At 63.5% G+C, this 12861-nt stretch carries 10 protein-coding genes; 3 read left to right on the top strand and 7 right to left on the bottom strand.

Features of this window, described 5'->3' with window-relative positions; genetic code table 11:
- Positions 1-85 precede the first annotated feature (85 nt).
- On the top strand, positions 86-1006 hold the full coding sequence (locus tag M1L53_RS22090) for a VOC family protein (RefSeq protein WP_051649533.1): 921 nt from the start codon (positions 86-88) through the stop codon (positions 1004-1006).
- Here the strand turns inward: M1L53_RS22090 and M1L53_RS22085 are convergent.
- The 5 genes from M1L53_RS22085 to M1L53_RS22065 form a co-directional block, all read right to left on the bottom strand.
- Entirely contained in the window at positions 972-1442 is a 471-nt protein-coding gene (locus M1L53_RS22085; protein ID WP_054188657.1) for a MarR family winged helix-turn-helix transcriptional regulator, read from the bottom strand. The two genes, M1L53_RS22090 and M1L53_RS22085, sit on opposite strands and share 35 nt — an antisense overlap.
- A 9-nt stretch (positions 1443-1451) precedes the next feature.
- Positions 1452-2375, bottom strand: coding sequence for an MBL fold metallo-hydrolase (locus M1L53_RS22080; RefSeq protein ID WP_054188739.1), 924 nt, complete (start codon positions 2373-2375; stop codon positions 1452-1454).
- Between the two features lie 110 nt (positions 2376-2485).
- On the bottom strand, positions 2486-3637 hold the full coding sequence (locus M1L53_RS22075; protein ID WP_007731824.1) for an acyl-CoA dehydrogenase family protein: 1152 nt from the start codon (positions 3635-3637) through the stop codon (positions 2486-2488).
- Positions 3638-3639: 2 nt separating this feature from the next.
- Complete coding sequence (locus M1L53_RS22070) at positions 3640-4821, bottom strand: thiolase family protein (protein ID WP_007731825.1); 1182 nt, start codon at positions 4819-4821, stop codon at positions 3640-3642.
- A gap of 90 nt (positions 4822-4911) precedes the next feature.
- A complete protein-coding gene (locus M1L53_RS22065; RefSeq protein ID WP_042447605.1) occupies positions 4912-6321 on the bottom strand; it encodes an amino acid permease in 1410 nt (469 codons plus the stop codon).
- 171 nt (positions 6322-6492) lie between these two features.
- Between M1L53_RS22065 and M1L53_RS22060 the strand changes: the two genes are divergently transcribed.
- On the top strand, positions 6493-7986 hold the full coding sequence (locus tag M1L53_RS22060; RefSeq protein ID WP_003943944.1) for a PucR family transcriptional regulator: 1494 nt from the start codon (positions 6493-6495) through the stop codon (positions 7984-7986).
- Between the two features lie 102 nt (positions 7987-8088).
- Here M1L53_RS22060 and M1L53_RS22055 read toward each other — a convergent pair whose 3' ends face one another.
- Positions 8089-9651: a SpoIID/LytB domain-containing protein gene (locus M1L53_RS22055; protein ID WP_054188658.1), complete on the bottom strand. Its 1563-nt coding sequence runs from the start codon at positions 9649-9651 to the stop codon at positions 8089-8091.
- Between the two features lie 331 nt (positions 9652-9982).
- Between M1L53_RS22055 and M1L53_RS22050 the strand changes: the two genes are divergently transcribed.
- Complete coding sequence (locus M1L53_RS22050) at positions 9983-11956, top strand: N-acetylmuramoyl-L-alanine amidase (RefSeq protein WP_054188659.1); 1974 nt, start codon at positions 9983-9985, stop codon at positions 11954-11956.
- Between the two features lie 37 nt (positions 11957-11993).
- On the opposite strand, the gene M1L53_RS22045 is transcribed toward M1L53_RS22050, so the two are convergent.
- A complete protein-coding gene (locus M1L53_RS22045) occupies positions 11994-12815 on the bottom strand; it encodes a Cof-type HAD-IIB family hydrolase (RefSeq protein ID WP_037131235.1) in 822 nt (273 codons plus the stop codon).
- Positions 12816-12861: the final 46 nt, after the last annotated feature.

The following is a 12861-nucleotide window of genomic DNA, read 5'->3' as shown; positions in this document are numbered from 1 at the left end:
AACCAACGATTATCTTGCCAATCATTGGTCACACTGCTTATATTTTGGGAACAGCAACCATCAAGTGCATTCGAGGGAGATCATCGTGATCCAGGAACTGTCGTATATCGGAGTCGCGTCACCCAGGGCTCAGGACTGGAGAAAGTACGGAACCGGACTTCTGGGCGCGAAACTGTCACCAGACGGGCCGGATGGCGCAATCCGGCTCGCAGTAGACGACGTCAACTATCGAATTGCCGTCCACCCCGGCAAGGTAGACGAATTCCTGTACGCCGGTTGGGCAATGGCCAATGAATCCGATCTTCACTCGTTTGCCGCGCACCTCGACCGGAGCGGCATCATGCTGCACGACGGCAATCCCGACCTGCTCGCCGAGCGGCAAGTCGCCGAACTCGTGTGGTTCACCGACCCATGGGGAACTCGACACGAGATTTCGTGGGGAAAGGCATCGACGCCACTGTCGTTCACACCGGGTCGTGTCATGCGCGGCGGATTCGTGACCGGAGATCAAGGCCTGGGCCACATCGTTTTACAGGTACCGAATATCGAGGAAGCCAACAAGTTTTACGTGGATGTGCTGGGTTTCCGACTATCGGACCGGATCACCAACGACCAATTCACCGTGCGCTTCTATCACGTCAACGGGCGTCATCATTCACTTGCGCTGGCCGAATATCCCGGCCACGTCGGCTTCAACCACCTCATGCTCGAAGTCGAATGCATGGACGATCTCGGACGCCTGATCGATCTTCTCGACAGCCACGACACCGAGGTCATGCAAACGCTGGGGCGCCACACCAATGACCTGATGACGTCGATCTACATCGGCAGCCCGTCCGGTCTGCAGATCGAGTACGGGTTCGGTGGTCTCACCGTCGACGATCTGAGTTGGGTGGCAAGAACTTACAACCAACCGAGTTACTGGGGCCACAAGCGTCCAGCCGAGACGAGCAAAAGAGTACCCGGAATCATCAGGCCTCTGACGGCCGCGCCGTCGGCCCCGTGAGCTTGGCGGATACGACCGTCAATGTCTCACGTTCCCGATCGGTCAACGACTCGAAGACCTCTTGCTCGACGGCGTCGAGGGCCGCATCACCCTCGATCAACTTCGCTACTCCGGAGTCCGTGATCGAAACGACCTGCCTACGCCGATCAGATTGATCACGTTCGCGCACAACGTATCCCGACTCCTGCAGACTGTCGAGATAGGCAACGATGTCACCGGGGTCGACCACCACTCGGGAAGCAAGCTCCTTTTGATGGCATGGGCCGAGTTCATCGAGTGTGCTGAGAATGGCGTGATGATTGGGCAGCAGTCCGACGCGAGACAAAGCCTCCGCGTACGACTGCCTCACGCGGAGTGCGGCTTTGACCAAGCCGTATCCGATCCGACTCGAAAGCGGCCTGCCGGAGAGCGATGGCGTCGATTCGGTCGCAGGCATTGGCCCATTCTATGCAGGCCTCGCAACATATATCGAAGGTGCCATCGGGCGATCGTCCTCGTTCAACCGAACCGTGATCGGTTCGTCGACCGGAAAGTGTGCGGGAAGTAGAAGCAGTCCCTCCGACGCGCAGCGTTCGAGAAGTTCGCGGCGGGTGACCCTGGCGATCTCGGGATCCGCGTCGCCGCCCTGGCTGAGGTCCGGGTACAGAAACTGGATCGGATGGTGGATCACGTCGCCGGCGATGACGGCGCCGCCGTCGGCAGTGCGGATCTCGATCACGATGTGACCCGGCGTGTGGCCGGGCGCGCTGCGAACGACGACGCGTGTGCCTTCGGACTCGGCCAGGACGTGGCCGTCGTCGACCGCCTCCCACTTCGCCCCGTCCAGAACGGGACGGACGCTGTCCTCGAAGGTCTGCGCCAGATCCGAGACCACTCCTTCGTGTGGACCGTCGGCGGCGAGTTGTTGGAGCGCGGCCAGTTCGGTGCGATCGAAAATGTAGGTCGCGCGGGGGAAGGTAGGCCGCCAGGTTTCGGCGTCGAGGGCGGTGTTCCAGCCACAGTGGTCAGGGTGCAGATGTGTGCTGACCACCAGATCGACGTCGTCGACGGACACACCGGTGGCTGCGAAGCGTGAGAGGTAGTCGGTACCGAACATGTGATGCGGCAAGAGGTTCGGCCGGTGCTTGCTGTTGCCGTTACCGGTGTCGACGACGACGGCCTTGCCGCCGATCTCCACCAGGTAGGTGTGGATGGCAAGCACGAGGTCACCACTACCCTCGTCGAAGAACTCCGGTGCCAGCCGCGCCGACGCTTCACTGATCTCGGCCTCACTCGCCTGGGGAAAGAGCTCTCGCGGCGGAAACGGCCAGTGCGCCAGCTCTGTCAGTTGGGTGACGCGTGCCGACCAGACGTCGATGGTGAAGCTCATCAGTGTTTGCCTTCCGAACAGCTCGATACCGCTTGTGGGCACACACAAAGGCACCCACCGAAATGCTCGGTGGGTGCCTGGTCGGTGTCAATGGTTTTCGACGCCGGTGATCAAAGACTCTTCGCGATGATGCCCTTCATCACTTCGTTGGCGCCGGCGTAGATCTTCTGGACGCGGGAGTCCTCGTACATGCGCGCGATCGGGTATTCACGCATGTAGCCGTATCCGCCGTAGAGCTGCACGCACCGGTCGACGACGGCGCATTGCTGCTCGGTGAGCCAGTACTTGACCATCGCGGCGTCTGCGCCGTCCAGCTCGCCGTTGAGGTGATCCTCGATGCAGTTGTCGAGGAAGACACGGCAGGTGCGTGCGATCGTCTGGCACTCGGCCAGCTCGAAGGCGGTGTTCTGGAACTCGAAGAGGCTGTGCCCGAACGCTTGACGCGCCTTGGTGTATGCGACGGTCTCCTCGACTGCACGCTCGATGGTGCCGATGGCCTGCGCGCCGATGATGAGGCGTTCCTGCACCAGCTGCGCCATCAACTGACCGAAGCCGAGCCCCTCGGACTCACCGAGGAGGTTCGAGACGGGAACGCGAACGTCGGTGAAGGACAGCTCCGACGTATCGGCGCCATGCTGACCGACCTTGTCGAGCACGCGGCCGACCGCAAAGCCTTCGCAGTCACGAAGATCCACGATCAGGAGCGAGACACCCTTGGCGCCCGCCTTGGGGTCGGTCTTGACGGCAAGCACGATCATGTCTGCGCTGCCACCATTGGTGATGAAGGTCTTCGACCCGTTCACTACGTAGTGGTCACCGTCACGGATCGCGGAGGTGGTGATTGCCTTGAGGTCGGAACCTGTTCCGGGCTCGGTCATTCCGATGGCGCCGAGGATTTCGCCCGTCGCCATACCTGGCAGCCAGGCCTTCTTCTGCTCTTCGCTTCCGTATTCGAGCACGTAGTGGGCGACGATGCCACTGTGCACGGAGTTACCGAGCGCATAGTCACCGCAGTAGCCCTGCGCCTCGAAGACAGCGAGATCATGCGCGAAAGTTCCACCGCCCCCGCCGTATTCCTCGGGAATCGAGCAGCACAGCAGGCCGAGCTTGCCGGCTTCGAGCCACACGGACCGGTCGACGCGATGCTGAGCGTCCCACTGCTCACGCTTGGCGATCAGTTCACGATCGAAGAAACCACGGGCCAGTTCGGCTACTGCGGTGATCTCGTCGTCGTGCCACGACGGCTTGCGCTTGGTCGCCATGATCAGACCCGCTTCAGCAGGGCAGCGAGTGCCTGACCGCCGCCGATGCACATGGTGACGATGCCGAATTCGAGGTCGCGGCGGACCATGTCGCGGGCCGCACGCAGGGTCAGGATGGCTCCGGTGGCGCCGACCGGGTGTCCGAGGGCGATCGCTCCGCCGTACGGGTTGGTCTTCTCCGGATCCAGGCCACTGTCACGGATGACGGCGATGGCCTGCGAAGCGAACGCCTCGTTGACCTCGGCGGTGCCGATGTCGGAAGGCTTCAATCCTGTTTGTGCAAAGAGCTTTTCGAGAGCGAGCACGGGAGCGTAGCCCATCAGGCCGGGCTCCATGGCTGCCGTCGTGACGGTTTCGAGCGTGACCAGTCCGGTGAGACCGCGCTTGGCTGCCTCGGTGCCCGTCGCGAGGACGAGTGCGCCGGCGCCGTCGTTGATGCCCGACGCGTTACCGGCGGTGACGGATCCGCCCTCTTCGAATGCGGGGCGCAGCTTGGCGAGGGTTTCGACGGTGGTTCCGGGCTTGGGATGCTCGTCCTCGGTGACGGTGACGGAGCGCCGACCACCGGTCTCGACGGGAGTGATTTCCTCGGCGAATGCCGCCTTCGCTGCGTCGGTAGCGGCACGGCGCTGAGATTCGACGGCGAACTCGTCCTGCTGCTCGCGACTGACGCCGTACTTACGGGCGACGGCTTCGGCAGTGCGGCCCATGTGGGCCTTGCTGAACGGGTCGGTGAGCATCGCGACGGTGCCGTCGACGAGGCTGCGATCGCCGAGCTTGTAGCCCGAGCGGGCGGCGAAGTCGTAGAAGGGCATGCGAGACATGCTCTCGTCACCGCCGGCGAGCGTGATGGCAGCTGCGCCCCATCGCATCTGCATCGCCGCAGACCACACAGCCTGCAGACCGCTGCCACAGAGGCGGTTGACGGTGTAGGCGGGGACGTTCTCGGGCAGTCCGGCGGCGATGCCGACGCGGCGTGCGTTGTAGGCGTCCGGGCCGACCTGGCCGATGCAGCCCATGACGACCTCGTCGATGTCTTCGGGCGCAACGCCGGCGCGGCTCAGCGCGGCCTTGGCTGCTGCGGCGCCCAGCTCGTGCGCGGGTACGTCCTTGAAGACGCCGCCGAAGCTACCGACGGGGGTCCTGGCCCCGTCGACGATGACGATCGGTTCGGGTGTGGTCATGATTGTCCCCATCTGCTGTGCTCACGTCGATTTCTCTGTCCGTGGCCGATACTAGGACATCGAAGTATCTCGCAGATGGGGACGTTGGTGTCAGGGTGTGGGAGCGCTCTCGGCGACGGGCGCGACCTCGGCGTCGGCGTCGGTGTCTTTGTGGTTCCGGTAGCGGTAGAGCCCGATACCCACGAGGATCGCTGCAAGTCCCAGGGACACGATCATCTGGCTGCGCGTCGAGTCCAGGGTGAGCATGCCGATGCAGAGCGCGATGATGGCGGCGATCGTGGCGTAGGTCAGGTACGGGAAGAACCACATCTTGAGTTCCAGCTCCTGGCCCGAAGCTTCGAGCTTGCGGCGGGTGCGCAGCTGGGACACCGAGATGACCAGCCAGACGAACAGCGCGATCGCACCGGAGGAGTTGACCAGGAACAGGAAGACCTTGTCCGGGGAGAGGTAGTTCATGCCGACGGTCAGGAAGCCGACGATCGTCGAGACCAGGACAGCGCGCATCGGGACGCCGGTCTTCTCGATACGTGAGAGCGACTTGGGGGCGTCGCCGCGGCCGGCGAGGGAGAAGATCATGCGGCTCGCGGTGTAGAGACCGGAGTTGAGGCAGGACAGAACCGACGTGAGGACGACGACGTCCATGATGTTGCCCGCGGCCGGAATGCCGTAGGAGTCCATGACGGCGACGTACGGGCTGAGTGCAACCGACGCGCTGTCCCAGGGAAGCAGGGTGACGACCACTGCGATCGAGCCGATGTAGAAGATGAGAATTCGCCAGACGACGGATTTGACGGCTGCGCGAACAGCTTCGAGCGGGTTGGCCGATTCACCGGCGGCGATGGTGGCGATTTCGGCCCCGAAGAACGAGAACACGACCACAAGGACTGCGGCGAGCATCGCTCCTGTTCCGTTCGGCAGGAAGCCGCCGTGACCGGTCAGGTTTGTCATTCCGGGTGCTTCGACGCCGGGCATCCATCCGCAGATCGCCACGATGCCCATGCCGAGGAACGCGATGATGGCGACGACCTTGATGGAGGCGAACCAGAACTCGAACTCGCCGAACGACTTGACCGAGATGATGTTGGTCAGCGTCAGCACGATCATCAGAATCAATGCCCAGGTCCACTGGGGAACGCCGGGGACCCAGCGATTCATGATGAGGGCACCGGCGGTGGCCTCGATCCCGAGCACGATGATCCAGAACCAGGCGTACAGCCAGCCGATCGAGAAGCCCGCCCAGCGGCCGATGGCCTTGTCGGCGTACGAGGAGAACGAGCCGGTTTCCGGCGACGCTGCCGACATCTCACCGAGCATGCGCATCACGAGGATGACGACTACGCCGGCAAGCGCGTAGGAAATCAGGACACCGGGTCCCGTCTCCTGGATCGCCACACCGGAGCCGACGAACAGTCCGGCGCCGATGACGCCTGCGATCGCAATCATCGACAGATGCCGCTTCTTCAGCGTGTGCTGAAGTGCCGGCTGGTCTGTACTGGACATCAGTACTCCTTGTGGGCTGTTCGGGACGTGGATCTCGGTGGCGCTCTATCCGGAGCGCATTTTCGATAGCGCCAGTGTCGGACCTTCGGCAAGCTCGCGTCAGGCTCCACTTTGTACAAACGTGACCGCAGGCACTACAAAGTGGCGAGTTCGAGGTGTCAGACTGGACTCATGCCCATCACGCTCCGCCAGCTTTGTGCGACCGAACAGTTCGGCCTTCGCGTCCTGGCTGGGCACGACCAGCTCGATCGCACCCTGACCTGGGCACATGTCTCCGAACTTCCCGACCCGACGCCCTTCCTCGACGGCGGTGAACTACTACTCATCACCGGGGTGTCACTACCGACGACGGCCGCGGAAACGACCCGATTCGTACGGACCCTGGTGGCGGCCGGAATTGCCGGAATCGGTTTCGGAACCGGCCTCGGATACGAGCAGGCGCCACAGACTCTGGTGGATGCGGCCACCCGTTTCAGTGTGCCCCTTCTCGACGTCCCATTGCGAACACCTTTCATCGCCCTGACCAAAGCGGTGTCGAAGGCGCAATCCGACGACGACATGAAAGCGCTGCGCAGCAATTACCAGAGCCTGCGGCGACTGCTTCAAGCTGCGGTGACGGTCAACGGCACCCGGGCAGTCGTACGACGGGTGGCGGAATTGATCGGCGGATGGGCGGCTCTGCTGGACTCGGCCGGACATACCGTCGAGATCTCACACACCGCCGCGGCCGCCGGAATCGAGCGAACTGCCCCCGAGCGCGACGCCCGCCCGATGGAAGTCAGTTTCCTCACGAGTGAGAACGAGGACGTCATCTCCCATCCGCTGCTGACGTCGAGGGGAAAGCTGATGGGGTACCTCGTCGCCGGCTGCCCCGGCGCCGTCGGTTCACTGAATCAGGGCATCGTCATCGCAGCCGCGTCTCTGCTCACGTTGATGACGGCTCGAACCCGAGACGCACAGCTGACGATGAACCACCTTCGTACCGTTGCGATGCATCAGCTGTTCGAGGGACAGAATGCGCTCGCCCGCAACATCTCCGGGGAACTGTGGGGAGGATTTCCGGTCGAGCCTTTCCAGGTCTTCCACGTAGCGGGCCCGAGTGGCCTGCTCGAGAGCGTGTCCGTCTCACTGCTCGATGGTCTCAGCCGCGATCTGGCGTTCGGCATCACCGACGGTGCACTGATTGCCGTCGTCTCGGCTACCGACAGCGGGCGAATCCTCGCCCGTGTCAACGAAATCGACGTCACCGTCGGCGTGTCGGACATGCTGTGGTGGGACGATCTCTCGCGCGCCAGACGCCAAGCCGCGCAGGCAGCAGCCGAGGCCGGTGCCCGCAACCTGCCTTCGATGCGGTTCGCCGAACTCTCGGAGAGCGGATTGTCCGCATTTCTCGACCAGGATCGCTCGACGGCATTCGCGGCGGCACACTTGCGCCCGCTTCTGGAAGCGAAGGGCGGTAGCGATCTCTACCGGACCTTGGCCATGTGGTTGGCACACAACGGGGTGGGCGACGCCGCAGCCACAGCGCTGAATATTCATCGGCATACGTTGCGCAGCAGACTCGCTCGGATCGAGAGCCTTCTCCAGCTCGACCTCGGCTCCCCCACGGAACGTGCGGAGTTGTGGCTCGAGTACCGCCTGCTCGGCGACGCCCCGACCATCTGACCGACAACCAACGAACCCTGAACGACCTGAAGGGCCTCCGCCGGGTTACGGCAGAGACCCTTCAGAGTCGATACGTGCGAGTCGCTACCGACCGACCTTCCCCTAGCTTCCGCCCGTCGGTATCCACTCGCGGAGCACGTTGGCATCAACTACCTGCGCGCCCAAAACCTTTGTCCAGATGATGGTTCCGTTTTCGTAGACACGGAAAGTGCCTGCTTCGGAGGGCAACTGCATCTCCGGGCCGGCAGGAGCACCGAGAGAGCCGCTTTCACCGCCGAGCTCCCGATACTTCTTCTCGATCTGCGTCTCCGCAACCGTACCCGATGGATCGTCGGATGGCGAATTGGATTCCGGCACTGTCGATTCCGAATCCGGTGCCACTACCACACCCGCACCGTCACCGATGGTGAACCAGTCGGATTTCAGGCCGAGTTTCTGGCGGAACTGAATTCCGGTGGCGCCAACAGTTGCATTTGTTCCGACTACCTCGACTGCCGTCACTCGCCCGCCGTCGGTACCGAATCCGTTGCGCGAGAGAATCTTGAGCGATTGCAGCTCACCCACATCGAAGGCGTCCGCAATCTGCCCTGCGGTCAGATTCACTGTCCAGTCATGATTCGGAGAAAGCGCGTCACCGAGATCCTCGACGGCCGGGAATTCACCGCCGGAGCTGTAACCTCCTGTGGACGCGGAGAATTCGGTGGCAACGATCTTGCCGTCACGCGACAGAACGGCGCCGGCGGTGGACCGGACGGCTTCGGTGGTGCGGGGATCTTCCTTGCCCGCTCCGCCGTAGACCTGGCAGTCCTGAGTGTCACAGGTGTCGGCGTACGAGCTGCGATGCTCGGTCGCAGCATACGAGCGTGCTGCCACGGCTTGCGCCCGTAGCGCTTCGGCCCCACCGGAATCGGCCCATTCGGCCTTCGCTTCGACCGGCACCACGCCGAGCAGGTAGTCCTCCATGTCGAGGAGATTGACTGTCCGAGCCGAGCCGTTGTCGAGCACTACGCCGAGGGCGCCTCGATAGGGCGCATCGTTGTTGCACAGCTTCAGGAACTGGTCGGCGGGTCGATCAGGACCGAGGTCCACCGGGTCCACCCACGGATGCTCGGTGACCGCTTCCCAGACAACCCCGCCACCGCACCCGCTGGTGACCACTACCTGCGCACCGCCACCGGGCAGCGCAGTGAGATGGGCAGCCTCGCCGGGCGCGGTGCGCTGACCGTTGACCACGAGGCCGGCGTCGGAGTAGACGTCGAGCGTCGAGTTGTCCTGGGCCGTGAGCCGCACACTCATCTGGGCAGGCGGCATCGAGTCCAGGACGGTTCCGCCGTAGTAGTGACTGAGGATTCGCTCGCCGGACCAGCCGTCGTTCTTGGCGTAGCCGTAAGCGCCCCACTGGCCCATTCCACGGCCATGTCCGTTGCCGTGCCCGGAGAGCGTGAATTGCGTGTCGGCAGCGACGGCGTGCAGGATCGACGGCTCGTCAGCGCGGATTTGCGTGAAACCTCCGATCGCGACGCCGAGCGCAAGAGCCGGAACGAGACCGAGGACCGAGATCCGCATCAGCGAGGTTCGCCTCCCGGGTCCGCCCACCAGAAAGCGACCTGCGCGACCGGACACAGGCTTCTTACCTGCAGTTCCGCTTCTTCCGCTTCTCGCCATCAATGCTCTCCTCATCGCTACCGGCCTCACGAGTCCGCGAAGTCGGTACTTCGCGCGCAGGCCAGTCCACAACGATTTAACTAAAGTCTCACCCTAAGGTTGAGCGTTATGGACTTTTGTGACTAGTGTGGCAAGAGTGTTTGGAGTTAGCAACACCAGTCACACGAGTCACATCAGCATCACGAGTTGCAGACGTACGCGTCCGAAAACTGGAGTTCAACCCCAGAACATGGCATCCGACCTGCTCGGATCCGGTTTTGAAGGATTCCGTTCACGGCCGTCATCGGCCCTGAAGTTCGCTCGCAAGTAACTACAACCGAGGAGTAATCCCTTGCCACACCGTCGACCGAAGCCCTCGCTCGTACTCGGGGCTGTAGCCGCAGTGGCTGTCGCAAGTCCTTTTGCGGTCTACGGCTTCACGAGCACTACGTCCGATGTACGTTCCGCGAACGAGACGACGTCAGTAGCAGTGCCGACCCAGATCGCAGAGGTGCTCCTCGCGTCGGTGCCCGACATCATCATTCCGGTCAAGGAGCTGACCGGTCTCGATCTCCCCGACATCAACCTCGGTGATCTGAGAAACCTCAAGCTCCCGACCGAAATCCCGCTACCTCCCGGGATCACGCTGCCGACCGAGCTGTTCCCGGCACCCGCTGCTCCCGGCGCCCCGACCGAAACCGCTCCGGTTCCTTCCGAGGAAGAGCCAGGTGCCGTGGTCAAGGAAGTCACCCGCGACACTCCGTTCAGCATGGTCGCGTTGACCTCGGACACCATCGCCTCGGCGCAGTCCAAGGTCCGCGCCCTGGCCGAAGACGGCACCTGGGGCCCGTGGTTCACCCCTGACGCCATCGACTCCGCCAGCTCGGATCAGGCCACCAACTCCGGCACCGCCACCGAACCGGTCTTCGTCGGCGCCACCAAGTCCATCCAGATCCTCACGCCGCAGGGTGCCGCTGCTCCCGCAGCCGAGGTTGCGCCGGCCCCGACTCCGGAAGCTGCCCCCGCGCCCGCTCCGGAAGCTGCCCCCGCTGAAGCACCCGCAGCCACCGGCGAACTCGGGTACACACCCGCTTCGGTGTCCAAGCCGCTTCGCCAGGTGACGACGGCAGCAGATGCCGTCACCGCCGTGTTGATCGACCCGGGCGCCAGCGAGGCAGACAGCAATCTGCAGGCCGTCGCAGCGCCGCTCGGCGGCAGCGGACCGTCCGTCATCACCCGTGCTCAGTGGGGAGCAGACGAGTCACTTCGCTGCGACTCCCCCACTTACGACGACTTCATCGGTGGCGCGACCGTTCACCACACCGCAGGTAGCAACAACTACACGAAGGCCGAATCGGCCGGCATCGTCCGCTCGATCTACGCCTACCACGCACAGACGCTCGGCTGGTGCGACGTCGGATACAACGTCCTCGTCGACAAGTACGGTCAGACCTTCGAAGGCCGCGCAGGCGGACTCGACAAGGCAGTTCAGGGTGCACACGCGGGTGGATTCAACGAGAACACCACCGGTATCGCGATGATGGGCGACTACTCCACCGTCGAGCCTTCGCAGGCGACGCTCAACGCCGTCGGCAAGTTCCTCGGTTGGAAGCTCGGCATGGCCGGACTCGATCCCAAGGGCCGAACGACGATGTACTCCGAGGGCACCGAGTTCACGCCGTACCCGCAGGGCGCAGCAGTCGATCTGCCGATCATCTTCGCCCACCGCGACGTCGGAAACACCGCGTGCCCGGGTGATGCCGCATACGCACACATGAACGACATCCGGAACATCGCGGCCGCGAACATCGGGGGAACGTTGAACCCCTCGAACCCCTCCAATCCGTCGACGCCTGCGCCCAAGCCGACCACTCCGGTCGACACGGTCACCGGTGGCACCGGTTCGTCGATCCCGGATCTGGTCACCCAGATTCTGCAGATCACCGACAATTCACCGCTCGCGCAGAAGTGGATCGCCGAAGGTGGCGAGATCGGACGCCTCGGCCAGGCACTGTCCGGAATTCTGCAGGCGAAGCTCGGCAACCAGGGTGCGCTGTTCCAGAACGGCGCTGTCTACACCTCGCCGAACGGCGGAGTGTTCACCGTGCTCGGCGAGATCTTCAAGTCGTGGCAGAGTTTCGGTTCCGACGCGGGTGAACTGGGATTGCCGATCTCGGACGAGTACTCGATCCCGGACGGCCTGCGAAGCGACTTCGAGAACGGTTCGCTGATCTTCAACCAGATCACCGGCATGGTCACGAAGGTCCTCAAGACCTACAACGAGACCTTTGCCCAGGAAATGGCCAACAGCGCGCCTGTCGGCTGACACTCGAGCAGTACACGTCCTCGGGCGCTGGTGGGTTCTACGACCACCAGCGCTCGAGGACTTTTGCGACCCCGTGTGCCGAATTGGTGTCGGTGACCTCGTCGGCTGCGGCTTTGGCTTCGGGGTGAGCGTTGCCCATGGCAACGCCGAGGCGTGCCATCCCCAGCATCGGGATGTCGTTGGGCATGTCCCCGAAGGCCACCAGACCCGACAGGTCGAAGCCGAACCTCTCCGCGGCGGCAACCAGGCCCGACGCCTTCGTGATGCCCGGCGCCGAGAGTTCGATCAGTCCGTTCTCGGTGGAGTACGTCATGTCGGCGAGCGCACCGACGTGCGGGGCGAGCGTGTCGTACATCGCCGTGCTGGTCATGCCTGGACGGCGAATCAGGAGTTTGACGGCCGGCGCCGCAAGCACTTCGTCCTCGGACATCTCGGTGTTGTCCGGGTTGAGCCAGGCATGTTCGTAGTCCGGTGAGCTGACGAATTGTGGGGTGGCGGCGTCATGTGCGCTCTCCCCTACTCGTTCCGCGGCCAAACCTGCGCCCGGGAGTGCAACCAGTGCCAGCTCGGAGAGTTCGGTGAGTGCGTCGACCGACAAGGTCGCGGCGCTGAGGACGCGGTCGGCGTAGCTGTCGTAGACAACGGCTCCATTGGCGCAGACGGCGAGTGGCGCGTATCCCAAGCCCTCGACGACGGGCGAAATCCATCGCGGAGGACGCCCGGTTGCCAGCAGGAACGGCGTGCCGGATTCGACGACGGCATGCACGGCGGCGCGGGTGCGGGCACTGACCAACTCGTCGTGATCGATGAGGGTGCCGTCGACATCGGTCGCAACCAAGGTTGGGCGGTCAGGGCTGATACGACGGTCTGGGCTCACACCGCCATTGTGCCTGCCCGGTACGACG

Source organism: Rhodococcus sp. T9N, assembly GCF_024436645.1.
Lineage (GTDB): Bacteria > Actinomycetota > Actinomycetes > Mycobacteriales > Mycobacteriaceae > Rhodococcus_F > Rhodococcus_F qingshengii.
The sequence above is the reverse complement of the archived record's forward strand: the minus strand, read 5'-3'. Positions and strand labels throughout refer to the sequence as shown.